The organism is Rhodothermus marinus (assembly GCF_009936275.1).
In the GTDB taxonomy this organism is placed as follows: Bacteria; Bacteroidota; Rhodothermia; order Rhodothermales; family Rhodothermaceae; genus Rhodothermus; species Rhodothermus marinus_A.
Genome location: NZ_AP019797.1, coordinates 2,474,076 through 2,498,580, shown reverse-complemented (window position 1 = coordinate 2,498,580; position 24,505 = coordinate 2,474,076). Strand labels below are relative to the sequence as shown.

20 protein-coding genes are annotated in these 24,505 nt (G+C 65.4%); 6 read left to right on the top strand and 14 right to left on the bottom strand.

What is annotated here, in order from left to right:
• Positions 1-94: 94 nt before the first annotated feature.
• The gene (locus GYH26_RS10805; RefSeq protein ID WP_161541657.1) at positions 95-643 is read left to right on the top strand and encodes a hypothetical protein; all 549 of its coding nucleotides are present in this window, start codon (positions 95-97) and stop codon (positions 641-643) included.
• A 34-nt stretch (positions 644-677) separates the two neighbouring features.
• Complete coding sequence (locus GYH26_RS10800; protein ID WP_161541656.1) at positions 678-2,669, top strand: TonB-dependent receptor; 1,992 nt, start codon at positions 678-680, stop codon at positions 2,667-2,669.
• On the opposite strand, the gene GYH26_RS10795 is transcribed toward GYH26_RS10800, so the two are convergent.
• From GYH26_RS10795 to pyrF, 3 genes are all read right to left on the bottom strand, one after another.
• Entirely contained in the window at positions 2,666-3,550 is an 885-nt protein-coding gene (locus GYH26_RS10795) for an HDOD domain-containing protein (protein WP_242006393.1), read from the bottom strand. The two genes, GYH26_RS10800 and GYH26_RS10795, sit on opposite strands and share 4 nt — an antisense overlap.
• Before the next feature lie 135 nt (positions 3,551-3,685).
• Positions 3,686-4,963 carry a DUF2851 family protein gene (locus GYH26_RS10790; RefSeq protein WP_161541654.1) on the bottom strand — a complete coding sequence of 426 codons (1,278 nt, stop codon included), beginning with the start codon at positions 4,961-4,963 and terminating at the stop codon, positions 3,686-3,688.
• A gap of 46 nt (positions 4,964-5,009) precedes the next feature.
• Positions 5,010-5,828: an orotidine-5'-phosphate decarboxylase gene (gene pyrF, locus GYH26_RS10785; protein ID WP_161541653.1), complete on the bottom strand. Its 819-nt coding sequence runs from the start codon at positions 5,826-5,828 to the stop codon at positions 5,010-5,012.
• Between the two features lie 213 nt (positions 5,829-6,041).
• Here pyrF and GYH26_RS10780 point away from each other — a divergent pair, with 213 nt between their 5' ends.
• Positions 6,042-8,063, top strand: coding sequence for an acyl-CoA dehydrogenase family protein (locus GYH26_RS10780; protein WP_161541652.1), 2,022 nt, complete (start codon positions 6,042-6,044; stop codon positions 8,061-8,063).
• Positions 8,064-8,220: 157 nt separating this feature from the next.
• Here GYH26_RS10780 and GYH26_RS10775 read toward each other — a convergent pair whose 3' ends face one another.
• The 11 genes from GYH26_RS10775 to GYH26_RS10725 all read right to left on the bottom strand — a co-directional run bounded on the left by GYH26_RS10775 (position 8,221) and on the right by GYH26_RS10725 (position 20,878).
• Positions 8,221-9,045, bottom strand: coding sequence for a cyclase family protein (locus tag GYH26_RS10775; RefSeq protein ID WP_161541651.1), 825 nt, complete (start codon positions 9,043-9,045; stop codon positions 8,221-8,223).
• 102 nt (positions 9,046-9,147) lie between these two features.
• Positions 9,148-10,572 (bottom strand): dihydrolipoyl dehydrogenase, encoded by a 1,425-nt coding sequence (gene lpdA, locus GYH26_RS10770; RefSeq protein WP_161541650.1) that lies wholly within the window; start codon positions 10,570-10,572, stop codon positions 9,148-9,150.
• A 113-nt stretch (positions 10,573-10,685) separates the two neighbouring features.
• Positions 10,686-11,870: a murein hydrolase activator EnvC family protein gene (locus GYH26_RS10765; RefSeq protein WP_161541649.1), complete on the bottom strand. Its 1,185-nt coding sequence runs from the start codon at positions 11,868-11,870 to the stop codon at positions 10,686-10,688.
• Positions 11,867-12,661 (bottom strand): DUF4292 domain-containing protein, encoded by a 795-nt coding sequence (locus GYH26_RS10760; protein WP_161541648.1) that lies wholly within the window; start codon positions 12,659-12,661, stop codon positions 11,867-11,869. The genes GYH26_RS10765 and GYH26_RS10760 overlap by 4 nt, the downstream gene beginning before the upstream one ends.
• 7 nt (positions 12,662-12,668) lie before the next feature.
• Positions 12,669-14,306: a tetratricopeptide repeat protein gene (locus GYH26_RS10755; protein WP_242006392.1), complete on the bottom strand. Its 1,638-nt coding sequence runs from the start codon at positions 14,304-14,306 to the stop codon at positions 12,669-12,671.
• A 75-nt stretch (positions 14,307-14,381) separates the two neighbouring features.
• Positions 14,382-15,662, bottom strand: coding sequence for a serine--tRNA ligase (gene serS, locus GYH26_RS10750; protein WP_161541646.1), 1,281 nt, complete (start codon positions 15,660-15,662; stop codon positions 14,382-14,384).
• Positions 15,663-15,689: 27 nt separating this feature from the next.
• Positions 15,690-16,616, bottom strand: a complete 927-nt coding sequence (rfbD, locus tag GYH26_RS10745) for a dTDP-4-dehydrorhamnose reductase (protein ID WP_161541645.1) — start codon at positions 16,614-16,616, stop codon at positions 15,690-15,692.
• 51 nt (positions 16,617-16,667) lie between these two features.
• Positions 16,668-17,141, bottom strand: a complete 474-nt coding sequence (locus tag GYH26_RS10740; RefSeq protein WP_012844460.1) for a hypothetical protein — start codon at positions 17,139-17,141, stop codon at positions 16,668-16,670.
• A gap of 7 nt (positions 17,142-17,148) precedes the next feature.
• Positions 17,149-17,700 carry an acyl-CoA thioesterase gene (locus GYH26_RS10735; protein ID WP_041806668.1) on the bottom strand — a complete coding sequence of 184 codons (552 nt, stop codon included), beginning with the start codon at positions 17,698-17,700 and terminating at the stop codon, positions 17,149-17,151.
• 92 nt (positions 17,701-17,792) lie between these two features.
• Positions 17,793-19,049, bottom strand: coding sequence for a hypothetical protein (locus GYH26_RS10730; protein WP_012844458.1), 1,257 nt, complete (start codon positions 19,047-19,049; stop codon positions 17,793-17,795).
• A 5-nt stretch (positions 19,050-19,054) separates the two neighbouring features.
• The gene (locus GYH26_RS10725) at positions 19,055-20,878 is read right to left on the bottom strand and encodes a tetratricopeptide repeat protein (RefSeq protein ID WP_161541644.1); all 1,824 of its coding nucleotides are present in this window, start codon (positions 20,876-20,878) and stop codon (positions 19,055-19,057) included.
• 80 nt (positions 20,879-20,958) lie between these two features.
• On the opposite strand from GYH26_RS10725, the gene GYH26_RS10720 reads away from it, so the two are divergent.
• Genes GYH26_RS10720 through GYH26_RS10710 form a run of 3 tightly spaced genes read left to right on the top strand, consistent with a single transcriptional unit; the run spans position 20,959 to position 24,480 of the window.
• Positions 20,959-22,173 (top strand): 1-deoxy-D-xylulose-5-phosphate reductoisomerase, encoded by a 1,215-nt coding sequence (locus GYH26_RS10720; RefSeq protein WP_161541643.1) that lies wholly within the window; start codon positions 20,959-20,961, stop codon positions 22,171-22,173.
• 41 nt (positions 22,174-22,214) lie between these two features.
• Positions 22,215-23,624 (top strand): RIP metalloprotease RseP, encoded by a 1,410-nt coding sequence (gene rseP / locus GYH26_RS10715; RefSeq protein ID WP_161541642.1) that lies wholly within the window; start codon positions 22,215-22,217, stop codon positions 23,622-23,624.
• A 34-nt stretch (positions 23,625-23,658) separates the two neighbouring features.
• Positions 23,659-24,480 (top strand): isoprenyl transferase, encoded by an 822-nt coding sequence (locus GYH26_RS10710; protein WP_161541641.1) that lies wholly within the window; start codon positions 23,659-23,661, stop codon positions 24,478-24,480.
• Positions 24,481-24,505: the final 25 nt, after the last annotated feature.

Genomic DNA, 24,505 nt, shown 5'->3' with positions numbered 1-24,505 from the left:
CGGCAAAACGGCGGCCGCGTTTTTCTTTTAACCTGTCTTTTTGGGAAATTTCCAGCCTGAGAAGACGGCGTTGTACCAAAATCGTTTGCTGGCGATGAAACGATACCCCGGACTTATCGGACTGCTTGTGGTGCTGGTGAGCGTGGCCGGGTGCCGGTTTTACGGCTATCCGGGCGGTGTGGCGCTCACGCTGATGCAGATCGAGGCGGCCAGTGAGCAGGTCGCGCAGGACCTTGAGCAGGCGCTGGCCGAGCTGGAGGCGTTGCGGTTGCTGGCCCGCCGCGACGAAACGCTGGCACCCTATGTGGCGCAGTACGAGGCCATTCTGGAGGCGCACCAGCGGGCTGTGCTGGAGTTCGAGCACTGGAAAGAGCAGGTGGCGGCCCATCCCGGCGATTATCGTCGGGCCAACCGCACGCTGGGCGCCATTACGGCGCGTCATGAAGCACTGCTGCAGCAGTATGCGGACGTGGCCTGGGCGGTCGCGCAGCGGGTGAATCCGGCGTTGCTGGCGCGGGCTTACACGTCGAGTGGGCCCCGGTTCTTCTTCTATGTGGTGCCGCCGCAGTATGCCCGTCAGGTGAACGAGCAGGCCGTCCCACCGCTGCAGGTGGTGCGGTATCTGGCCACGCAACTTTCCTGAAGTCGAACAACCGGCGCCCTGAAGGGCGCGGGTTATGCGGCACTGGAAGCGGTTCTGGGCACTCTGGCTGCTGGTCGGCCCGGCCGGTGCGCAGCCGGTCACCGACACGATCCGGACCTACACGTTGGATCCGGTCGTGATCACGCTGGAGCAGGAGCAGGAAGCATCGTTCTCGTCGGTGTGGCGCGTGTCGCTGGCCGAACTGGCCGTAGAAGACGCCGTAAGCCTTTCGGAGACGGCCGCGCTGCTGCCCGGTGTGTCGGTGCAGACGAACTCGCGGGGCGAGACGCTCTTCTATCCGCGGGGTAGCGGCGAGCGACAGGTGGCCGTCTTTCTGGATGGTGCTTTGCTGACCGTTCCCTGGGACTACCGGTACGATCTGGATCTGGTCCCCGTCGCGGCGCTGGGCGGCGTGACGCTCATTCCCGGCAATGCCTCGGTACTCTATGGCACGAATGCGGCCGCCGGGGTGCTCAGCCTGCGCTCGCGTCTGCTGGCGCATCCGGGACGGCTGACCGAGCTGAGCATGTGGGGCGGCGCGCCCGCTTCGGTGCAGGCCAGCGCCGTGCATCTGGCCCACACGGGACGTCTGGCCTACACGGTGGGCCTTGGCTACGCCTATCGCAGGGGCCTGCCGCTTCCCGACGCAGACCTGCCCTACAGTCAACCGGATCCGGACCTGCGCACGAATACGGATCGCAGGCTTTTCCATCTGCTCTCGCGCGTTCAGACGGGGCAGGCCGGTCGTCGAATCGGCGTGACGCTTTTCCACCTGCAGGGAGCGCAGGGCGTGGCACCGGAAAGCCACCTGAACCCGCTGGTCTCGTCGGTGCGATACTGGCGTTATCCGCTGCAGCAACATACGCTGGCCATCCTGAGCGGTGAGCGGACCACGCGGTTCGGAGTGTTGGAGGGGGCCTTCTGGGTCGGACTGTTCCGGCAGCATATCGACCAGTACCGGGACGTCCGCTACGAAACGCGCGAGGCCCGGGAAGAAGACGAAGACTGGACGGTAGGGGGACGGCTGGTGGGTCGACGCTCCGTGGGCGACGGAGAGGTGCGTCTGGCGCTCAACTGGGTGGGCAGCCGTCACGGCCAGCGAGATTTTGAATATGACGAGGCCGGGCGCCCCGACGCCGTGCATCCGCCCACGCTGTATTACCAGCAGCACCTGCTGAGTGTGGGGGGCGAGCTGGTGCAGCCCCTCGGCGTCGGGCTTGAGGGATCGGCAGGTTTCAGCTACGACGCCATGCTGACACCGGAAACCGGCGACAAGCCACCGCGGGATCCCATGAGCGCCTGGAGTCTGGGCGTGGGGCTGCGGCGTAGCTGGCCGAAAGGTGTGGAAGGCTTTCTGGCGGCTTCGCGCAAAGTGCGCTTTCCCACCATGCGAGAGCTATTCGGCGAAGCTCTGGGACGATTTCTGGTGAATCCTGGCCTTCGTCCCGAGACGATCTGGATGGCCGAGGCTGGATTGCGCTTCTCTACAGGCCAGGGCTATGCCGAGGTGGTAGGCTATGTAAATCGCACGTTCGATACGATCGATCAGCGCACCGTGATCGTCGACGGCGAGCGCAAGCGGCAACGGATCAATCTGGAAGGCAGCCGGGTCTACGGTATGGAGGTCCGAGGAGGATGGGCTTTTCTCCGGAGCTGGACGCTGGAAGGACACGTGGCCGGACTCCGCAGCCGGGCGTTTCTGCCGGGACCCGACCGGCCCCTGGTCGAAAAGCCGGAATGGCTGGCGACGCTCACGCTTCGCCGCCTGCCGGGGCTCGGACTGGCCCCGCTTGTGCAGCTGCACTATCGCGGACGGGCCTGGGCGCTGGACGAAGCGAATCGGCTGCAGGAGCTACCCGATGCGCTGCTGCTCCACGTGCGGCTGGCCTACCGGTTACCGCTTGCCTCAGGACAGGTGGAAGGCTTCGTACGGATCAATAACGTGACGGACACGGCCGTCTGGCCGCAACTTGGACTGCCCGGACCCGGTCGAGAGCTGCGGCTGGGCGTGCAGCTATGGGTTTAGGCTTCGTCGTTTCCGTGCCCGTTTCCTTTCAGCAGCATGTGCAGGTAGCGCTCCACTTCATCGCGCTCGGACAGAAGCCGCTCGACGATCTGCACTTCCGTGAGCGTGTAGCCCAGTAGCAGGCGGGCCTGTTCGGGAAGCAGTACCGTGTCTTTGTGCGCCAGGTGGAGTTGCTCGGCCACAGCACTTCCGGTAGCCACCAGGGCCGCCTGGGTTTTCAGCTCGGGCGTCGGTAGCTCTTTCGGTGTCTCCAGTTTCCCCAGCACCACTCCCAGTTCCTCGGGCAAATTCCACTCCTTCGCCGCCTGCTCGTTCAACTCCAGATAGCTGACCCCGAAGATCGTGCGTTCGGCGTCGGCCGATGGCAGGGCTCCTTCTTCGTTCGTGTACCAGAGCGCTTCGTAGTCGTCGGGCCGGTTATAGAGCAGAATCAGGCGACCGCTGGTATGCAGCAGACCGGTAGTAAAAACGCGACGCGCAAAGGGGAGGCCCAGCCACTGCGCCAGGCGCTGCGCATAAACGGCGCCACCGACACTCAGCCGCATCAGATCCTCGAAAATATGCTCCTGCTCGGGGTTGGAGACGGCCTCGCGCAGTTGCAACATGGCGGCCGTCAGCACGATGTTGCTGACCTCCAGAAAGCCCAGCAGGGCGATGGCCTTCTGGATTTCGGTGATGCGTCGCCGCAGGCCGTAGTACGCCGAGTTGATGCGTCGGAGCACCAGCTGCGTGACGATGGGGTCGGCGTGGACGATCTCGATCAGCTTTTCCAGGTTGGGCTCGGCTGTGTCGTCGCTGAGCAGGCGGGCCACTTCGGTGGCTGTGCGGGGAAGCGGTGGGAAGCGAACGTTCAGGTTCGCCTGAAAACGAGTGGCGGGCACCGGCCACCCCGACGGTGTCCTGGGATTTTCCATAGTCAACGACGGCCCGGAGGAACGCATAGCTTCTTGATGCAACAAATTAACGGCCCACAATGCTCCCCTCAATAATCGACTGAAAATGTGACTTCTAAAATCCTACGGATTGTCTGCATCAAAATCAATCAGATAGCGTCCGATCGCACACTGCAGACAGCGCAATGGCTGGCAATATTTTCGGTAGAGCTGGTGAAGGGCCTGCGAAAAAAACGCATCGGGCGGAAGGTAACCCGACCGGGCAAAGCGACGGGTGATCCGATCCCGCTCGGGAGGCAGGGCTTGCAGCAGCGAGATGAGCCGGGGCGCAAGCGAGGCGTTGCGTGCCAGCAGAAAGGGCACGATCGCGTTCAGCAAGAGAATGTCAAGGCGCTGTCGGCCTGGAGCAACGCGTGTGCCGGATGGACGGAGCAGCCGACGCAGGGCGGTTAGCGGTTGCGGTTGCTGAAGCGCCGCTTCGAGCGGGGCGATCGGATCCTGACGCAACCATCCGCCGGGTGCCAGCCAGGCGGCCGCCTGCAACAGACGGCGCTCGGGACGATTGGCCGGGCGCAATCCGCCGCGCTGCCAGAGCAGCGTAGGCATAGGCGCGACGTTCAGTTCCGGTTGCAGCCGGGCGAAACGGGCACGCAGCATCTCGCACCGCTCGCTCGTAAGCAGCCGATCGGGATGAAGGTCTTCCAGCAAGCCGGCCGCGCCCAGCAGGGCCGCCTCGACGTCCTCGGCGGTGGGCAGCGTACGCAGCACGGCCAGCGGTAGCCGCTCGGCCAGCATCCGCATGGGCTCGGCATTGGGGACATACCCCAGTGCGGTCAGGAGCAGCTCGTAGAGCACCTGATCGGGCGGGACTTCCTGCCATCGCTGGCGAATGTTGTGGGCGCGCTCCCGAAATCGTTGCCAGCCCAGCGCTTCGAGCCAGGATGTGCGCACGGCTTCCGGCACGGCGTTCCACTGCGGGGCGCAGGGCAGCGGCAGACGCGGACGCCGGTAAAAGGCGTAAAGCAATTCCCGGAGCGGTCGGGAAAGGTAAGGCGCCAGCACCAGTTCGGGCAGCGGCGTGCCGTCGGCGCGGCGGAGGCGGCCGGTGGTGGCGTCCGCTTCGAGCACCACGTGCAGGATCACGCTGTTGTAGCGCGGGTCGCGGTGATGGCCGTGGGCCGTCCATTCGGCGGAGCGGATGTGCAGCTCGACAGCTCCGTACCAGCGCGTGCCGTCGATCAGCAGACAGGCGTCGAGAAAGTCCGGACCGGCCTCGGGGTTGGCCTCGCCGGTATGGAGAATCTGCACCGATTCGCCCGCCGTCGTCCGGAGCGGCCGGGCGGCCAGCAGCCCGTGGGCCCACAGGTCGTGCAGCAGCGCTTCGGGAGGGCGCCCGTGCATGTGCGGCGTTTTTGTAGAAAGACACGGGACGCCGCTCGTTGCAACGTCAACTCGGACAGGCTTCCAGCAACTGGTCGCGAAGCGCTTCGGCCTCGCGGGCGGCTGCTTCGGCAAAATCGCTGCGGTCCGAGGCGTAGAGGATCTGCCGGCTGCTGTTGACCAGCACCGGACTGCGCCGCGCCACCTGCAGGATGGGTTCGATGGCGCCGCCCTGCGCACCGACGCCGGGAATCAACAGCGGTAGTCCCGCACAGGCCAGATGGACGGCGGCCAGGGCATAGGGATCGGTCGCGCCTACCACCAGACCGGCCGTGCCCGGCAGCTCCTGATTCCAGCGGGCGACGGCACGGGCGACTGTCAGGTAGAGCGGCTCGCCGTCGCAGCGGCGCTCCTGAAAGTCGCGTGCGCCCGGGTTGGATGTGCGCGTCAGCACGAAAGCCGCGCGTCCCTCGTACTCCAGAAACGGCGCCACCGCGTCGCGCCCCATGTAGGGCGAGACCGTGCAGGCGTCGAACGGCAGCAGCTCGAACACGGCGCGCGCGTAGAACCGAGCCGACGAGCCGATGTCGCCTCGCTTGCCGTCGGCGATCGTCACGACGTCGTCGGGCATGTGCTGCAGCGTCGCTTCCAGCACCGGCCAGCCGTCGCGTCCGAGCGCTTCAAAGAAGGCCAGGTTCAGCTTGTAGGCGCAGGCCACGTGGCGGGTGGCGTCGATGATCTGCTGCAGGAACGTACGCACGGCCGTGGCCGGATTCGACTCGCCGCGAAGCGGCCGGGGAAGACGGGCCGGATCCGGATCGAGTCCCACACACAGAACGGTCTGTTTGCGACGCTGCAGCGTGCGCAGGCGGTCGGTAAACGTCATGGCGACAGAACTTCTGAAACTCACCTCAAAGATACGACGACGGGCAATGGTCCGTGCGAATTGCCGGAAAAGATCCGGATTTTTAATTTTAATGGAGAAGGCCGGAACCCTGCTTTTTGCTGGAAGGTTGGCTTTAAGCGTCCGTAACAGGCGCCTTTTTTGCTTGTTAACGCCGGAAGCGCTTTCTACTGGAAAATCAAACCTGCAGCAGCCATGTCGTTACTGAGTCGTCTGAAAGGCATCTCGGCGCAGGACCGCCGGATGATCGAAGAAATCGAGGCCATGCTGGGCCCGGAGCCCGAAGAAATGGGCTTCATGAAAAACCTGTTCTGGGGACGTTTTCGGGAAGATCTGGTCTTCCCGTATCCCGAGGAGTCGAAAGAGGAGCGGGAAAAATGTGACGCCCTGCTGGCCGAGCTGGAAGCCTACCTCAAAAACGAACATCCCTCCATTCTGATCGATCAGGAGCAGTACATCCCGGACTGGGTGCTGGAGCGCCTCTTCGAAATGGGTGTGATGGGCCTGACCATCCCCGAGGAGTACGGCGGTCTGGGGCTGGGCGTGACCAGCTACAACCGCGTGCTGGAGCTGATCGGTCGCTACTGCGCCTCGACGGCCGTGGTCGTCTCGGCCCACCAGTCGATCGGGTGTAAGGCCATCATGCTGTTCGGGACCGAGGAGCAGAAGCGGAAATATCTGCCGATCGTCGCCCGGGAGAAACTGGCCGCCTTCTGCCTTTCGGAACCGAACGTGGGCTCGGACGCGGCCGGCCAGCAGACCCGCTGCGAGCTGAGCGAGGACGGCCAGTATTACATCCTGAACGGTGAGAAGAAGTGGTCCACCTCGGGCGCGCTCGCCGGAGTGCTGACCGTGATGGCCAAGCAGCGCCTGAAGAACCCGAAGACCGGCAAGGAAGAAGACCGGGTGACGGCACTGATCGTCACGCCCGACATGGAGGGCGTGGACGTGTTCGAGAAGAACCGCAGCAAGGCCGGCATCCGGGGTACCTGGCAGGCGCGCATCCGCTTCACGAACGTGAAGGTCCCGCGCGAGAACCTGCTCTACAAAGAGGGCAAAGGCCTGAACGTGGCGTTGAGCTGTCTCAACTACGGGCGTTGTACGCTCTCGGCCGGTGTGCTGGGCGGGGCCACCTGGGCCATGGAACAGAGCACGAAGTGGGCGCAGACCCGCTACCAGTTCGGCCGTCCGCTTGCCGACTTCGAGGCCATTCAGCAGAAGATCGCCAAGATGGCGGCCCTGACCTACGGCATGCGGGCCATGCTCTACATGGTCACGGGCATGCTCGACCGTCAGGATAAAGACATTATGATCGAGACGGCCGCTGCCAAGGTCTTCTGCTCGCAGATGGGCTGGGAGGTGATCGACGAGGCGATGCAGATCATGGGCGGCGAGGGCTACATGACCGAAAACGAACTGGAGCGGGTCTGGCGCGACCACCGCATTCATCGCATTGTGGAGGGGGCGAACGAGGTGATGCAGTCCTACATCTTCGCCTATGGCGGTAAGCAGCTTGCCGAGCAGATGCTGGCCATCAAGCAGGCGCTGGGCTGGGATCGCGACCAGTCGCCTGTGGAGAACCTGCAGCGCATTGTCAGTAATGCGTTCAACCCGCGTCTGCTGAAGCGGGCACTGCCGCTGGCGGCCGAGCTGTTTCTCGGCATCCGGCCCGAAGCGCCCCGCATCCGCCGCGTGCACCCGAGCCTTCGCCCCTGGGCCGACCGTCTGGCCCGCCTGGTGCAGCAGCACTCGCACTACTTTAAGCTGTTGAGCAAGTGGGAGGGCGATGCCATCGTGACCCGGCAGGCGCAGCAGGCACGCCTGGCCGACAACGCCATGTACCTGTTCGCGCTGAGCGCGGCGCTGTCGGACATGGACCGCCAGCTCCGCAAAGGCGCCTCCGGTGTGGCCTTCGAAAAGGACCGGGCCGCCTTCGAGCACCTGTTCGACCTGCTGGAAATCCGCATCCAGCAGAACCTGGGTCTGCTGCGGCGCAACGCCGACGAGAGCATGCGTCGGGCCGCACAGGCTACGTTGCGGTACGTCGACACGCTGCCTAACCGCGATTACTATATCCACGAGGCTTCGCCCGTCGCGAAGGGGACGGGCAAGCCCGTGCAGAAAGAGCACATCAAGCAATTCCCTGGCGATCGCTACGTGACGGCGGGCGGCGATGGGGCCCCCGCTGAATCGTCAGCCGCCCGCTCCGAAGCGTAGCGGTTTTTCGGGGGATGCCTCCATGCGGGGCCGTCGGCACAGGTCGGCGGCCCCGTGTGTTTTACGTACAGAGGCGGGGCCTCCGCCTGTCAGGTCGTAAAGCTGCCCGTTGCGTAGAGCACCGTCGTCTGCTGAGAAGGAGGTATGCACGCATCGGTTAAGACGCCTCCGAGGGCACCAGCGCCAGAATACGCAGCGGACCACCGCTGCCGCGGCGGATTTTCATCGGAAGGGCGATCAGCAGGGCCCCGCGCGGCGGCAGGCGGTCCAGGTGCGCCACGTTCTCGAAGGCCGGGACGTTCTCGGCAAAGAGTATCTGGTGTGTCTCAAAGCGCGTGGACTGGCCGTAATCGATGCTGGGCGTGTCGATGCCTACGGCTTTAGGCCGGCGGTTTTCGAGCAGCCAGCGGGCGGCGTCGGGGTGCAGGCCGGGGAAGTGCAGCTGCGCGACGGCCTCCGGTCCACGCGCATCGGTGCCCATGTAGCGCGCGCGATCGGGCCAGAACCGGCCGTAGCCGGTGCGGAGCAGCACGATGGCGCCTTCGGGAATCGGTCCGTGCACGGCCTCCCAGGCCTCGAAGTCGGCCACCTGAATCTGGTAGTCCCGATCGGCCAGCGCTTTTTCCGACACGTCGATCACCACGGCTGGCCCCATGAGCTGCGTGAGTGGGATCTCGTCCACACTCCACTTGCCCTCGGCAAAGTGCACGGGCGCGTCGATGTGCGTGCCACCGTGCTCGGCCGTGCAGAAGGTGTTCGCTTCGTAGTAGTAGCCGGCTTCCGTGTAGCCCCGGTGGTCGATGCGGAGCTGAAAGCCTTCGGCCGTGGGCCAGTAGATCGTCGAGTCGTCGTAGGCGTAGCTCAGGTCGAGCACCTCATAGCCCGGCGGGGGCAACGTGGTCAGCATGGCCGGCGACGGCGCTTCCGGTTGCGGCCGGCAACCCGCTCCGAGCAGCAGAAGCAGCAGCGCAAGGCGACGCATGGCGTGATCGGGCTGGTTAATGGGTTCGCTTCATCAAAAATATACAAAGAAAAAGCCCCGGCATCTGAGCGCCGGGGCTCTGCATGCTTGCGATGGATCGCTTCAGATGTTAATCGGCTCGCCGATGGCGGCGCGGGCAGCCTCCATGATCGCTTCCGAGAGCGTCGGGTGCGGATGGATGGATTCGATGATTTCGTGGTAGGTGGTCTCCAGCGTCCGCGCCGTGACGGCCTCGGCGATCAGTTCGGTGGCGTCGTGGCCGATGATGTGGCAGCCGAGGAACTCGCCGTACTTCGCGTCGAAGATCACCTTCACGAAGCCTTCCGTGTGGCCCAGGGCCGTGGCCTTGCCGGAGGCCGTGAAGGGGAATTTACCCACCTTGATGTCGTAGCCGGCCTCGCGGGCCTTCTCCTCGGTATAGCCCACCGAGGCGATCTGCGGCTGGCAGTAGGTGCAGCCCGGGATGTTGTTGTAGTTGAGCGGCTGCACTTCTTTGCCCGCGATCTTCTCCACGCACAGAATGCCTTCGTGGCTGGCCTTGTGGGCAAGCCAGGGCGGTCCGGCCACGTCGCCGATCGCGTAGATGCCCTCGACGTTCGTCCGATAGAACTGGTCCACGACGATCTGGCCGGGCTTCGTCTCGACGCCCAGGTCCTCCAGGCCCAGGTCTTCGATGTTGCCCACCACGCCGACGGCCGAGAGCACCTGATCGGCCTTGATGATTTCCTCGCCGTTTTTCGTTTTGACCTTGACTTTCAGCTCCTTGCCCTTCGTGTCGACCGACTCCACCTGGGCCCCGGTCATCACCTTGATGCCCATCTTCCGGTAGGCCCGTTCCAGCTCCTTCGAGATCTCGGCGTCCTCGACGGGCACGATGCGGTCCATCAGTTCGATGAGCGTGACCTCGGTGCCCATATGGTGGTAGAAGTACGCGAACTCGACCCCGATGGCGCCGGCCCCGACGATCACCAGCCGTTTGGGCTGCTCCTTCTGGAGCATGGCTTCCTTGTAGGTGATGATCTTTTTGCCGTCGACGGGCAGCGCCGGAATCTGACGGGCGCGGGCTCCGGTGGCCAGGATGATGTGCGTGGCCTCGACCGTACGCGGCTCGCCGATCTTTTCGCCGTCCATGTTGACCGACGGCTGCACGTCGATCTTACCCTTGCCCACCAGGCGGGCCTGGCCCCAGATGACGTCGATCTTGTTTTTCTTCATCAGGAAGGCCACGCCCTTGCTCATTTTGTCGGCGACGGCGCGGCTGCGCTCGATCACCTTGGCGAAGTCGGGCTCCACCTCGCCCTTGAGCTTCAGGCCGTAGGCTTCCAGGTTGCGCGCTTCGGCCACCATTTCGGCGCTTTTCAGCAGCGCCTTGGTGGGAATGCAGCCGATGTTGAGGCAGACGCCGCCGAGCTTGTTCTTTTCGATGATAGCGGTCTTGAAGCCGAGCTGGGAGGCCCGGATGGCGGTCTCGTAGCCGCCGGGACCGGACCCGATCACCACGACGTCGTAACGGGCGTTATTAGCCATAGCTGACCTGCAGCGGGTTTTTGCGTGAATGCCGGAAACCTCTCAAAAATAACCGCTGGCGTGCGTAATTGCCCGGATGCTCCGGCAAGCTTATGTGAAATCGCCGGAACGCCTCAGCGGGGGCGAAGCCAGGGCATAGGATTGAGCACCTGGCCACCCCGGAAAAGCGAGAAGAACACGCCGGCGCGTTTGGGTTCGGCGTCGGTGCCGGCCCGGCCGATAACCTGTCCGGCCCGCACTTCCTGGCCGACCGACACGTACACGAGCGACAGGTTGCTGTAGAACGTCTGGTATTCGCCGTGCTGGATGAGGATGTAGGTGCCGTACTCCGGCATGGCGTCGATGGCGATCACGCGGCCGTCGAAGATGGCCCGCACCTCGGCCTGGGGGGCGGTGGCGATCAGGATGCCGGGATTGGGCGTGCGCGTGCCATAAACGGGGTTGACCACTTCGCCGAAGGGTTCGACGACGGCGCCTTCGGCCGGCCAGGGCAGCCGGCCGCGGTTCTGCTCGAACGAACCGGTCAGCTCGGCAAAAGCCACGGCGGCCGACGGATCGGCCGCCTCGCGGGCGCGTTGCCGCTCCCGTTCGGCTGCGAGCAACGCCTGGATGCGCGACTCCAGCTCGCGGGCGGCCTGTCGTTTCTGGGCCAGCGACTGCTCCAGCGAGACGCGCTGGGCACGGAGCGCTTCGATCACGCGGCGGCGCTCACGCTCCAGACGCGCCAGGCGTTGCCGCTCGGCCTCGGCCTCCTGCAGCAATTGCTCGGTTTCCTGGCGGGCGGCCAGCAGCTCCTGGCGACGGGCTTCCAGGGCGGCCGTCGCCTGCTGGATGGCGTCGAGCTTGGCCTGTCGTTGCCGCGCAAAGCGGCTCAGGTAGCGGGCTCGAATGAGCATCTGGTTGATGGACTGCGCCGAGAGCAGCAGGGCCAGTTCGTGCATGCGACCGTACTTGTAGGCGTGCAGCGCCCGGCGGCGATACTGCGCTTTCAGCGCTTCGATCTCCTGGCTGAGCGCCCGGGCGGCCTGCTGCAGCGAGTCGATCGTGCGGGCCAGCTCTTCCAGACGTTCCCGGTAGCTCCGGATCAGTTCGCGACGGATGGCGATCTGGCGTTCGATGCTTTCGAGCGTCTGCAGCGTGGCCTGCTCGGCCTCGGCCGTTTCGGCCAGACGCGCTTCTTCCTGACGGATCTGCTCGCGGAGCGCCTGCAGGCGGCGTTCGATCTCGGTACGGTCCTGCTGGGCCAGGGCCGTCCCTGCGCTCGTCGTCAACAGCAGGCAGAGCAGCAGACGCCTCATGGTCGCTCCATCATGGCTTGAAACGGAATGCGGCGCGTGCGCGCATCCGGATTCCAGGCAAACTGCAGGGCGGGCGGGTTGAGCGCCAGCTCCCGATAGTACAGGCGCACTGTCACGCCGACGGCGGGGCGTTCGAGCAGCAGTCTTCGGGGAAGAAACACCTGGCCGAACCGGTCGAACGCCTCGAACCGGTACGACTCAACAAGCGTGCCGCTCGGATCGTAGCGTTCGTAGCGCATCACCCGCCATCGTGCTGGATCCACTACATAACGAAAAAGCCCGTCGGGATCGTGCAGGTAGTAATGGCCGGAGTCGGCGGTGACGAGCCAGCGTCCGGGCGGTGGATACAGCGCGCCCAGCAGGCTCAGGAACGGATCGCTCTCGGTGAGCAGCGGAAGCTGACGCACGGCCAGCTCGGTACGGGCACCGAAGTAGAGTCGGTGATGAATGCGGTCGTGCAGGAGTACACTGTCGGGTGTGATCAGCAGCCGGGCCGCTTCGATGCCCCAGCCGGGGCTCAGGCGGATGAGCAGCGTGTCGTCCCGGCGGGCTGCGATGGTGGCCGAAAGGTTGTCGGTGCCTTCGGGTGTGTGCACCTGCAGGCTGGCCCGGCCGGTGAACGCGCGAAGCGTGTCGAGCGGGAGGCGGAGCCGGTAGCGGATCTGTTCGGCCGAGTGGTAGGGAAAGCGTTCGGGTAGTTCGGGACGCTCGGCGAGGCGCGGCCCACGGGCACATCCGCCCAGCAGAAACAGAAGGCCAATCAGCAATGTCAGGAGAGCAGCCGGGCGCATGGTGCGCTCAGTGGGTGGTCAGCAGGTGATGAAGGTAGGCGTTGTCCGGGTCTTTCCGGAGGGCTTCCTGCCAGATGCGCCGGGCTTCGTCCAGATGGCCCAGCCGGGCCAGGGCCTCGCCCAGATAGGCGTAGGTAAGCGGACCGGCGTGGCCGGTTTGCAGGGCCTGTTGCAGCACCGCACGGGCCAGCTCGGGCCGTCCGGCCTGCAGATACAGCCAGCCGAGCGTTTCCGGCATCCAGGGTTCGGGGGGATCGGGCAGAGTGGCCTGTGCTTCCTGCAGCGTGGCCTCCTGCGGTCCCCCCGCCAGCCAGTCCACCACGGCGCAATGGAGGCGTACGGCCGCGGAGCGATCGTCCAGGCGTCGCGCCTGTCGGCAGGCTTCGCGGGCAGCCTCGGAGCGCTCCAGGCGGGCCAGTAGATGCCCCTGCAATGCGTGAAGCTCGGCCGCTTCTTCCGGGGTATGCTCGGGCCACTCGGGCAGCAGCGTCAGGAGCGTTTCCACGTAGGGGAGCGCGGCATCCGGTCTGCCGAGCGACAGGTACGCGTAAGCGGCCAGACGCAACAGCGGCGGCTGATCCGGAAAGAGAAACAGGGCTTCTTCGGCCACCTGTGCGCTGCGTCGGGGCATACCGGCCGCCAGCCAGGTGTGGGCAGCATCGATCCAGACCGAAAGGTCGCGCGGATCGTATTGCAGGCTCCGGGTGAGCAGCTCGGCAGACCAGTCCGGGCGTTCGTCGCGGTAGAGCCGAGCCAGCAGGCGCAACGCCTCGACGTGCGTCGAGTCCCGACGCAACAGGTCCTGCAGCAGGGCGCGTGCCTCCTGGCGGGCCTGCGGGTCTTCCGGCCGCTGTTCGATCAGGTGACGGGCGCGGGCCAGCAGGGCTGCCGGTGTGGTGGGGTGCGGCTTCAGTCGGGCCAGCAGGCGGGCGGCGGCCGTGTCTTCCGGCGCCAGGCGGAGCGCGCGTTCCAGTGCCCAGCGGGCCTTTTCCAGTGAACCCTGACGGAAATACAGAAAACCTGCCGTGCGCCACAGCTCGGGGTTGTCTGCGTCGAAGGGGAGCAGGGCTTCCAGCGTCTGCAGCGCGGCCAGCGTGTCGCCGGTGGCCAGTTGCAGCGGCCAGAGCGTCCGGTGCAGGCTGGTGTCGGCGCCGTAGCGGTCGCGCAACTGCTCGTAGAGCTGACGTGCGGTTACAAGATCGCCGTGCTGGTGGGCCCACCGGGCCTGCCAGCGAAGCACGACCGGATCATCAGGGTGGTGCTGTCGAATGAAGCGAACGGCTTCCTGCAGCGCCGAGCTTTCGCCGGAGGCTTCCAGCACGTCGAGCCATTCGTGGCAGTAGCTGACCTCCTGCGGGGCCTGTCGGCAGGCTTTTTCGGCGTAGAAGCGGGCCGCGTTCAGGTCGTGCTGCTGGCGATGGGCCTGCGCCAGCGCGCTCAGCAGCGCCGGCTCTTCAGGGACAAGCGACAGAGCTTCCTCCAGCAGCGGAATGGCCTCGTCCGGCTGGCCGACTTCCAGATAGGTCAGGCTCCGCACCAGCAGCTGCTGCGCCCGGATCGTATCGGGCAGCATGTACTGGCCATGGGCTGTACCGACGACGATCAGCAGCCCGATCCATGCCATCAATCTGGATTGCCAGCTCATAGAATAGCGAGAAAGGCCGGTCTTTCGCCGGAGCAGCAACGAAGGGCCGCCGGTTAGGTTTCGAACGCTTCCGGCTCAGCCGATCCGGTCGAAGCCGGTATAGGGTCGGAGCACTTCGGGAATCACGATGGAGCCGTCCGCCTGCTGGTAGTGCTCCAGCAGCGCGGCCACCACGCGGGGCAGGGCCAGGCCGCTTCCGTTGAGCGTGTGCACGAAGCGGGGTTTTCCCCCGTCGGCCGGACGGAAGCGGATGCGCGCCCGCCGCGCCTGAAAGTCCTCGAAGTTGGAGATAGACGATACCTCCAGCCAGCGCTGCTGGCCCGGGCTCCAGACCTCCAGGTCGTACTTTTTCGCCTGCGTGAAACCCGTCTCGGCCGTGCACATCAGCACGCGGCGGTAGGGCAGCCCCAGCAGTCGAAGCGGACGCTCGGCGTCTTCGCGGAGCTGCTCCAGCGCGTCGTAGCTGGTGTCGGGATGGACGAATTGCACCAGCTCCACTTTGTCGAACTGATGCAGGCGGTTCAGTCCGCGTACGTCCTTGCCGTAGGAACCGGCCTCGCGTCGGAAGCAGGGCGAGTAGGCGCAGAACTTGATCGGGAGCCGGCTTTCCTCCAGAATTTCGTCGCGGTAGTAGTTCGTGACGGGCACTTCGGCCGTGGGAATCGGGTAGAGGCCGTCCCGCTCGATCACATACATCAGATCTTCCTTGTCCGGAAGCTGGCCGGTGCCGCGGGCGCTGTCGGCGTTGACGAACAGCGGCGGCTGGATTTCCACATAGCCCCCTTCGTTGACGGCCAGGTCCAGGAAGAACTGAACGAGTGCGCGTTGCAGCCGGGCCCCTTTGCCCACGTAGAACGGAAAGCCGCTTCCGGTCACCTTGGCGCCGCGCTCGAAGTCGATCAGCCCGTGGCGCGTGGCCAGCTCCCAGTGAGGGAGCGGCTCGAAGTCGAACGCGGGCGGGCAGCCCTCCTCGTGCAGCACCACGTTGTCCTCGGGGCCGCGTCCGATGGGCACCGAGGGATGCGGGATGTTGGGAATTTCCAGCAACAACGCTTCGAGCGCTTCGCCGAGCTCGCGCTCGCGGGCTTCCAGCGTCTTGATGTGCTCCTTGAGCCGGGTATTTTCTTCGATAATGGCCTGTGCTTCGTCGCGACGCCCTTCCCGCATGAGCTGGCCGATCTGGCGGGCAAGCGTGTTCTGTCGGTGCCGCGCCTCCTGCAGCTCGGTCAGCGTCCGGCGATGCTCGGCGTCGAGGGCGAGCACGCGATCGACCAGTTCCGGATCGCCGATGCCTTTCGTGCGAATGGCTTCACGGACACGATCGGGCTCCTGGCGAATGCGTTGCAGATCCAGCATGGTTGGTTTCGGGTACGACAGACGACTTCAGGGGAGCGAGACCGGCAGGCCGAGGCGCTGGCCCAGATGGCGAAGCGCCTCGGGAATGGAGCGCGGGCGGTAGCCCAGTTCGGTTTCGGCCTTCAGGATGATGAAGCCGGTGCGTGGCGGCCGCGGGGCCACCTGGTTGAGCGTGGCGCTGTCGACCGGTTCGATGAGCGAGCGGTCCAGATCGAACACGTCCGCGATCAGGCAGGCAAAGTCGTAGACCGAGAGAAATTCCCGGCCCGAAATGTGGTAGATGCCGTGCTTGTTGTAGCGGACGATCCGCTCGATGCCGGCGGCCAGGTCGGCCACGTAGGTGGGCGTGCGCCACTGGTCGGTGACGACGCGGATGCGGCGTCCCTGCGAGAGCTGTTCGATCACCCAGAGCGCGATGTTCGAGCGGCTGAGCTGTTCGCCCGTGCCGTAGACGAGCACGGTGCGGGCGATGGCCCAGCGGTCGATCCCGGCCTCGCGCACCACGTTTTCGCTGGCCAGCTTCGAGCGGCCGTAGAAGTTGATCGGGTTGGGGCGGTCGGTTTCCCGATAGGGACCGGCCGTGCCGTCGAAAACGAAATCGGTCGACACCTGAATCAATCGCGCGCCGAACTGACGGCACAGGCGGGCCAGCGTCTCGACGGCCTCGACGTTGACGCGCCAGCAGGCCTCTTTTTCGATCTCGCAGCGGTCCACCTGCGTCATGGCCGCGCAGTTGATCACCACCGTCGGCGTGAAGTCCTGGAAGATCCGGCGCACGGCCCGGGCGTCGGTGACGTCGAGCGGTACGTACCCGCACGAGCCGCCGCGAAAGCGGGGCTCCGGGTCGCGGGCCGTGGCCAGCACGTCGTACTCGGCGTGCCGGCTGAGCTGGGCGACCAGCTCCTGGCCCAGCAGGCCGTTGGCACCGGTGATCAGGATGCGCTGGTAAAGCATGACGGTGGTGTGCGTCGGGTCTCAGAAATACCCGCGGCGCGTGCTTTCGTTCTAACGTCCGCCAAAATAGTAACGCAGGCCGATACCGCCACCCAGATCGCCTTCCGTTCCGGGCAGCAGGTGCAGGCGGGGCGTCAGTTGCAGAAATACCTCAAAGCGTTCCGCGAAGAAATTGATCCCGATGTTGGCGCTCAGCCCCAGCACCATCTCGTTGTCGTCGCGCGGGCGCTCGCGCACGCCCAGCAGCACGCCGGGGCCCAGGAAGTAGTTCAGCGGCGAGTCGGGCAGCGGCCGCTCGTAAAGGCCGTGCAGGTTGAAAAAGAAGAAACGGTCCAGGTCGTAGGCCAGCAGAAAGTCGTAGGCGGTGAAGGAGGACCGGTCGGTGCCGTAGACCTTCAGCGTCAGGCCGCTGGGGTTGCCGATGACGCCGCCGAGGCCGGTCTGGCTCGGGGGCGTATGCGAATAGGACTGAGCCTGTGCCAGCAGCGGCAGCGTACCGATCAGCAGGGTAATTAAAAGACGCATAGCGCGTTCAGGAGTTGGTTTCCGGGGATTCGGACGCGGAGGCGGCCAGTTCGGCGAGCGAGGCCTGTAGCCGCCGGGCTTTTTCGGCGGGCAGGCGGCCGGAGAGCAACAGGCGCAGCTCCCGCCGCCGGGCCGCCTGCTCGTAGCGCTCCTGCTCCTCGGGCGTTTCGGGCTTGACCGGCGGCACGGGGACCGGTCGTCCTTCTTCATCGACGGCGACAAACGTGTAGAAAGCCCGGTTGCAGAAGCGCCGCGACTGCGTGCGCGGATCTTCGGCCCAGACGTTCACCTCGATTTCCATGGACGTCCGGAAGGCCCGGTTGACCTGGCTTTCGAGCACGACGATCTCGCCCTGACGGATCGGCGAGCGAAACTCCACAAAGTCGACGGCGGCCGTCACGCACACGCGGTTCGTGTGGCGCTGGGCCGAGATCGCCGCGCACAGGTCCATCCAGTGCAGCAGGCGTCCGCCGAGCAGGTTGCCCAGGCCGTTCAGGTCGTTCGGGATGACGATCTCCGTCATCACACAGCGCGAAAGGCGCACGGGCCGCGCTTCCATGGTCGTTGCTCCGCGTTCGTGGTCGGGACGCGCAAAGTTCTGCATTCCTGCGCCTGTTACACAAGGGGGCACGTTTGAAAGGCGCGGAAAAATCAGGTCTTTCGTTTCTGCTTGCGGGCGGCCGGAAACAGGATGTTGTTCAGAATGAGCCGGTAGCCGGGGGAATTTTTGTGCAGGCTCAGGTCGGTAGGCGGATCGCCCACGAAGTGCTGGTAGTCTTCCGGATCGTGGCCCGCGTAGAAGGTGAAAAAGCCCTGTCCGAAGGGACCGTACAGGTACTTGACCTCGTCACGACCGGGCGCCTCGGCCAGGATGACCACTTCAGGCTTGATGAGCGACTTCCGGAACGCGGTGGTCTGACCGATGAAGCCTTTGATCGTGGCCACGTGGTTCTGAGTGAGCATGGTGGGGACGGGGTCCCACTTGGCGCTGAACTCGTGCAGCGTGAAGTAGTCGAGCGCCGGGTCGCGCAGCTGAGGCGGAGGCGGGCCCACGTCGATGTCGGAGTGTTCGTACTCGTAGGGGTTGAACACGGGCGTGAAGTTCGTGAAAGCAAGTGTCTGGCTGTAGTCGAGCTTCTGCAGCGCGTCGGGGTCGACAGGATCGCCGTCGTACTCGGCCGGCACGATGTCGGTGTTGTGGGCGGCCAGCGCGATGTCGAACGTGTCGGTGCCCGAGCACATGGCAAACAGAAAGCCGCCGCGCCGCACGTACTCGCGGATGGCCTGGGCCACGGCCAGTTTGAGCTGGCTGACCTTGCGGAAGCCGTGTTTGCGGGCGGTGGCCTCGTCCTGGCGCTGCTGCTCGACGTACCAGGGCATGTGCCGGTACTGAATGAACTTGCCGAACTGGCCGGTGAAGTCCTCGTGGTGCAGGTGGAGCCAGTCGTATTTTTCCAGCTCGCCGCTCAGCACTTCGTCGTCGTAGATGCGATCGTAGGGCACCTCGGCGTAATTGAGGGCCAGCATGACGGCATCGTCCCAGGGCTGGGCATAGGGGGGCGCATAAACGGCGATGCGCGGGGCTTTTTCGAGGCGGACGACGGCCGTGTTGCGGTCTTCGGCCTCGACTTCGGCCAGGATGCGGGCGGCTGTGGCGTCGTCGATCGCCTCGAAGGCCACGCCGCGGATGCGCAGTTCGGCCTGCAGGCCGGGAAAATCCTGCAGTAGAAAGGCACCGCCCCGGTAGTTAAGCAGCCAGTCCACGTCAACACCCTGGCTCAGCGCCCAGTAGGCCACGCCGTAGGCCTTCAGGTGGTCGGTCTGGTAGGCGTCCATGGGAATGAGAATCTGCTGGGCCGCAGCAGGGGCGGCCAGCCACCAGACCAGCAGCAGCATCCAGCGTCGCATGGCGTTCAGGCGTCTTCTCCACGAAGGTTGCGAATGCGCGTACGTACTTCGGGAATCAGGGGCGATCCAGGAAATTCCGTCAGCAGGCGCGTATAGGTGTCGATAGCGGCCGCATGGTCGCGCAGGTCCTCTTCCTGGATGCGGGCCGCCTCGTAGAGGCTCTGATCGCGCAGCGGGCTTCGAGGGTAACGCAGGGGGAACTCGAGCAGGAGTGCGAGGGCTTCGGTCGGGCGGCCCAGCCGGCGGAGCAGGCGGGCCCGCAGCAGCGTCACGTCGTCGGCGATCGGGTGCATGCCCACGTCCTGTTGCAGCACGTTCAGCGAATCGAGCGCTGCTTCGGGTCGGTTCTGGGCCATCAGGAGTCGGGCCTGTGCGTAGCGCCGGAGCGGGGTGTCGAGCGAGTCCGGGCCGCGGTTTTCCTGGATGAGCAGCCGGAGCGCCAGCGCATCGTTGGCCACGTCGGAGGCGGCATCTTCGACGAGGATGTCGAGCTGCGCAAGGGCCGCTTCGAAGGCGCCGTCGTAGAAGTCGAGCAGTGCGAGCTGGTAGCGGGCGGCTTCGGCCAGCGGGCCGGTGCGGCGCTCGTCGAGCAGCCGCAGGAAGGCCAGGCGCGCGGCGCTCAGGTCGCCGGTCTGCAGCGCCAGCCGACCCTGATCGAAGCGGGCCTGCCAGGCCACTTCGTGGTCGGCGTAGCGGTCCAGCAGCACCGCCAGGAGCGAGTCGGCGGCCTGCGGATGATGCAGCACGTCCAGCTCCAGTCGCGCCAGCCGGTAGAGGGCGTCCGGAACGAGCGGATGGCCGGGGAAGGCGGCCAGGAAATCCCGGTACATGCGCCGGGCCAGGCGGGCGGCCGTCGTGTCGCCATCGTGCGCCTGCTGCTCGTAGAGGCGGCCCAGCTCGTAGTGCGCCTCCGGAAGTATGGAAGTACTGGATTGTTGCAGGATGTCCTCCAGCGCGGTGCGGGCTGCGTCGAGGGCGCCTGCGTCACGGGCCTGCAGGGCGAATTGCAGCAGAAGCTGGCCCTGCGCCTGTTGCAGCCGATCCAGCGCCCGGTACACGTCCAGCGCCCGGTCGTAGTCGCCGTTGCGCAGGTAGAGCCAGGCCAGCATCTGGCGAAAGGCCGGGTTTAGCGGCTCGCGGCGGACGGCCCGCTCGAAGACGGCAATGCCGGCCTCGCGGGCGGCCGCTTCGTCCATGAACGGCTCCAGGCGCGTCTGCACGAAGCCCAGCCGGCGGGCGTCCTGCTGCAGAAATTCCCGGTAAGACTCCATGGCCTCCTCGTAGCGGCCATCGAGACTGTAGAGGTAGGCCAGGTCCAGCAGGAATACCGAGGGGTTGGAAAGCGTGCGCCGGGCGCGTTCCAGTACGCGAATGGCCTCGTCGAAGCGTCGCAGCTCGAGCAGCGTCTGGTAGACCACGCGGTAGGTGCCGCTCTGCTGCGGGGCCGCCTGGATGGCCGCTTCCCAGGCTGCTTCTGCACCTGCTTCGTCGCCTTTCAGGTAGAGCAGCCGGCCCTTTTCGGCCAGCAGCGCCGGATTGGGCGCGCGCGCATCCAGCCGCGATTCGATCAGGCGCAACGCATCGTCGTAGCGCTTGAGATTTTCGTAGACCTGCTTGAGCCGGTCGTAGAAAACGTAAACATCGGAGCGCTCCCGGTAGAGCGACTCCAGCAAAGGGAGGGCCTGCTGGTACTGGCCGCTGCGGAGCAGTTGTTCGGCAGTGCGGTAGCGTGCCATGAGCAGGCTGTCGGGCGCCTGCGCACGGGACGGAGTGCTCAGCGCCAGCAGCAACGCGGCCAGACAAAACGTGCGCGCAGGACGTCGGCGCATACAGGCGGAAAGTTTTTAGGCCGGAAGCAAAACGCAACCCTTCGTCGTACAGAGAGCGCCCGGATTCGTTTCCAACAACCATGCAGCCCGTGCAGGAAACCTCCGAGACGGCGTCGTCGCCTGTTGCTGCGCCCCGTCGGCTGGCCGTGCTGGGCGCGACGGGTTCAATCGGCACGCAGACGCTCGACATCGTGCGGCTTTTCCCGGATCGGCTCTCGGTGCAGGTCCTGACGGCCCGTCGCAACGCGGCACGTCTGCTTCAGCAGGCCCAGGAATTTCGTCCGGCCTGTGTGGTGATCGACGATCCGGAGGGCTACCGGCAGCTCCGGGAGGCACTGGCCGGCACAGGGATCGAAGTATTGCAGGGGGAGGAGGGACTCTGCGCCTGCGTGCAGCGGCCGGACGTGGACGTGGTGGTGGCGGCGCTTGTCGGTTTTGCCGGGCTGCGTCCGGTGCTGGCGGCGCTGGAAGCCGGTAAGCAGGTGGCGCTGGCCAACAAGGAGACGCTGGTGGCCGGTGGGGCGCTGGTGCGCGAAGCCTTGCGTCGGCACGGGGGCACGCTGATTCCGATCGACAGCGAGCATTCGGCCATTTTTCAGTGTCTGGTCGGGGAGGAACCGGCTTCGGTCGAAGCATTGATCCTGACGGCCTCAGGCGGGCCGTTTCGGACGCGGCCGCTGGAGACGTTCGACCGGATCACACCGGACGAGGCGCTCTGCCACCCGAACTGGTCGATGGGCGCCAAGGTGACGGTCGATTCGGCCACCATGATGAACAAAGGGCTGGAGGTCATCGAGGCGCACTGGCTCTTCGAGCTACCGGCCGAGCGCATCCAGGTGCTCGTGCATCCTCAGTCGATCATTCATTCGATGGTCACCTTTGTCGACGGCTCGACGAAGGCGCAGCTCGGCGTGCCCGACATGCGGCTGCCCATCCAGTACGCGCTGAGCTATCCCGAACGCTGGGAGGCCCCGCACGAGCGCATCGACTGGGTGCAGCTGGGCCGGCTCGACTTCGAGGCGCCCGACCCGGAACGCTTTCCCTGCCTGCCGCTGGCCTACGAGGCGCTGCGTCGGGGCGGTACGGCGCCGGCCGTGCTCAACGCGGCCAACGAGCAGGCCGTCCAGCTCTTTCTACAGGAACAGATCCGCTTTACCGACATAGCGCGACTGGTTGAGGCGGCCCTGGAACACCTGAGCGAACCCGAACCGGTGCCCTCCTACGAACACCTGCAGGAAGCCGACCGCAGGGCGCGGCGGTACGTGCAGGAACTCGCCGGTGTGGCCGCCCATTGAAGGCGGGCAATCCCGAAATTGGAGGCGCTTGCAGCAAATCCATGGAGAGCGTGCTGAACCTGCTGACCTACGTCTTCTGGGTGGTCCTGGCCATCATGATTCTCGTGTTTACGCACGAGATGGGCCACTTCCTCTTTGCCCGGCTCTTCGGCATGCGGGTCGAGAAGTTTTCCATTGGCTTCCCCCCGAAGATCTTCAGCTGGCGTCGGGGCGAGACGGAATACGTGATCGGGGCCACACCGCTGGGCGGCTACGTGAAGATTGCCGGGCTGATCGACGAGAATCTGGATACCGAGTTCGTCAACCGGCCGCCCGAGCCCTGGGAGTTTCGCGCCAAGCCCCTCTGGCAGCGGATGCTGGTCATTTCGGGCGGCGTGCTTTTCAACATTTTGCTGGCCGCGCTCATTTTTGCCGGGCTGAAGCTGGCCTACGGTGAGCTGTACATCCCCGCCGAGAACGTGCAGGCCGTTTATGTGGCCGAAGGGTCGCTGGCCTACGAGATGGGGCTGCGCACGGGCGACCATATCGTAGCGGTGAACGGACGGCCACTCAAGCGCTACGGCGACCTGCGCAACCTGGAGGCGCTGCTGGCCGATCCGTTCACGATCACCGTCGTGCGGAATGGCGATACGCTGACGTTTACTGGACCGCCGGACCTGATGACGCAGCTCAGTCGCCGGGGCGGTATGCTGGGCATCTCGGTCGATCCGCCGCTGGTGGGCGGGGTGCTGGAAGGTTCGCCGGCTGCAAAGGCAGGGCTACGGCCGGGCGACCGCATCCTGGCGATCGACTCGGTCGCCATCGGTTTCTGGAACGAACTGGTCGAGGTGGTGCAGCAGCGGGGCGACCGGCCCATGCGTGTGCGCTGGCTGCGGCCCGACACCAGCGCCGCCGTGCCTGAAGACGCCGTTCTGGTAGCGCGTCGTCCCGACGGGGTCGTTTATGAAGCGACAATTCAGCCATACTACGATCCCGAGGCCAACCGTTACTTTCTGGGCATTGCCGCGCCCACGCCGCAGTTGCTCATGGAGTACTTCGGCGTGCAGCGCGTGCGGTACGGGATCGGGTCGGCGCTGCTGGCCGGAGTGGAGGAGACCTGGACGCACACGCGGGTGATCCTGACCAGCCTCCGCCGCATGGTGACCGGGCAGGAGAGTTTCCGGGAGAACGTGGGCGGACCGATCATGATTGCGAAGGTCACCAAGGAGGCGGCTGAGGCAGGCGCGCGTGCCTTCTGGAATATCGTGGCGGTGCTGTCGATCACGCTTGCCATCGTGAACATCCTGCCGGTGCCGGCGCTGGATGGCGGGCATCTGCTGTTCCTGCTCTACGAGGCAGTTGCGCGTCGGGAGCCCTCGGTGCGGGTGCGGCTGGCCCTGCAGCAGGTGGGCATGATCCTGCTGATCGCCTTCATGGCATTTGTGATCCTGAATGATCTATTGCGACTGTAAGGGGTTTAACCCGGAGAAACCGGACCAGAAAGACGTGCGCAGTACGACGAACACGGCCGACCCGGTGACCATCACGGGGAAGGTGCAGACCGAGGAAGACCGGGCGCTGCAGGAGGAGCTCCGGCAACGAGGACCCCTGCCCGTCCATATCGCCATCATCATGGACGGGAACGGTCGCTGGGCCCAGCAGCAGGGCAAGCGGCGCGTGGTCGGCCACTATGAAGGCGTCGAGTCGGTGCGCGACATCACGGAGGCCTGTGCCCAGCTCGGGATTCCGTATCTGACGCTCTACACCTTCAGCACGGAAAACTGGCAACGGCCGGCCTCCGAGGTCAACGCGCTCATGCAACTCCTGGTGAAAACGATTCGCCGGGAGAAAAAGGCGCTGCTGGAAAACGGCGTGCAGTTGCGCGTGGTGGGTGATGTGGCGCAGCTTCCGCCGGTGTGCCAGGTCGAGCTGGAACAGGCCATGCAGGAGACGGCCCGCAACGACCGGCTGGTGCTGACGCTGGCGCTTTCCTACAGCGGCCGCTGGGAAATCCTGCAGGCCGTCCGCACCCTTGCCCGCCGCGTGCAGGAAGGCACGCTCCGCCCTGAGGACATCGACGAGGCGACGTTCGCCGCCGCATTGCCCAGTGCCGGACTGCCCGATCCCGACCTGCTGATCCGGACAGGCGGCGAATTTCGCGTATCCAACTTCCTGCTCTGGCAGATCGCCTACACCGAACTCTACATCACGGACATCTACTGGCCCGCTTTCCGGCGGCGCCAGCTCTACGAGGCCATCCGCAGCTTTCAAAATCGCGAGCGACGGTTTGGCCGCATCTATACCTCGGATACGAATGGTACTGAATAAAACGTTAAACAGGAGACAGGCACTT

Excerpts from the sequence above, each read along its gene's own strand:
- GYH26_RS10805 (WP_161541657.1), top strand. The coding sequence starts at position 95 with ATGAAACGATACCCCGGACTTATCGGACTGCTTGTGGTGCTGGTGAGC.
- GYH26_RS10800 (WP_161541656.1), top strand. The coding sequence starts at position 678 with ATGCGGCACTGGAAGCGGTTCTGGGCACTCTGGCTGCTGGTCGGCCCG.
- GYH26_RS10790 (WP_161541654.1), bottom strand. The coding sequence starts at position 4,963 with ATGCACGGGCGCCCTCCCGAAGCGCTGCTGCACGACCTGTGGGCCCAC.
- pyrF (WP_161541653.1), bottom strand. The coding sequence starts at position 5,828 with ATGACGTTTACCGACCGCCTGCGCACGCTGCAGCGTCGCAAACAGACC.
- GYH26_RS10780 (WP_161541652.1), top strand. The coding sequence starts at position 6,042 with ATGTCGTTACTGAGTCGTCTGAAAGGCATCTCGGCGCAGGACCGCCGG.
- GYH26_RS10775 (WP_161541651.1), bottom strand. The coding sequence starts at position 9,045 with ATGCGTCGCCTTGCGCTGCTGCTTCTGCTGCTCGGAGCGGGTTGCCGG.
- lpdA (WP_161541650.1), bottom strand. The coding sequence starts at position 10,572 with ATGGCTAATAACGCCCGTTACGACGTCGTGGTGATCGGGTCCGGTCCC.
- GYH26_RS10765 (WP_161541649.1), bottom strand. The coding sequence starts at position 11,870 with ATGAGGCGTCTGCTGCTCTGCCTGCTGTTGACGACGAGCGCAGGGACG.
- GYH26_RS10760 (WP_161541648.1), bottom strand. The coding sequence starts at position 12,661 with ATGCGCCCGGCTGCTCTCCTGACATTGCTGATTGGCCTTCTGTTTCTG.
- GYH26_RS10755 (WP_242006392.1), bottom strand. The coding sequence starts at position 14,306 with ATGAGCTGGCAATCCAGATTGATGGCATGGATCGGGCTGCTGATCGTC.
- serS (WP_161541646.1), bottom strand. The coding sequence starts at position 15,662 with ATGCTGGATCTGCAACGCATTCGCCAGGAGCCCGATCGTGTCCGTGAA.
- rfbD (WP_161541645.1), bottom strand. The coding sequence starts at position 16,616 with ATGCTTTACCAGCGCATCCTGATCACCGGTGCCAACGGCCTGCTGGGC.
- GYH26_RS10740 (WP_012844460.1), bottom strand. The coding sequence starts at position 17,141 with ATGCGTCTTTTAATTACCCTGCTGATCGGTACGCTGCCGCTGCTGGCA.
- GYH26_RS10735 (WP_041806668.1), bottom strand. The coding sequence starts at position 17,700 with ATGGAAGCGCGGCCCGTGCGCCTTTCGCGCTGTGTGATGACGGAGATC.
- GYH26_RS10730 (WP_012844458.1), bottom strand. The coding sequence starts at position 19,049 with ATGCGACGCTGGATGCTGCTGCTGGTCTGGTGGCTGGCCGCCCCTGCT.
- GYH26_RS10725 (WP_161541644.1), bottom strand. The coding sequence starts at position 20,878 with ATGCGCCGACGTCCTGCGCGCACGTTTTGTCTGGCCGCGTTGCTGCTG.
- GYH26_RS10720 (WP_161541643.1), top strand. The coding sequence starts at position 20,959 with ATGCAGCCCGTGCAGGAAACCTCCGAGACGGCGTCGTCGCCTGTTGCT.
- rseP (WP_161541642.1), top strand. The coding sequence starts at position 22,215 with ATGGAGAGCGTGCTGAACCTGCTGACCTACGTCTTCTGGGTGGTCCTG.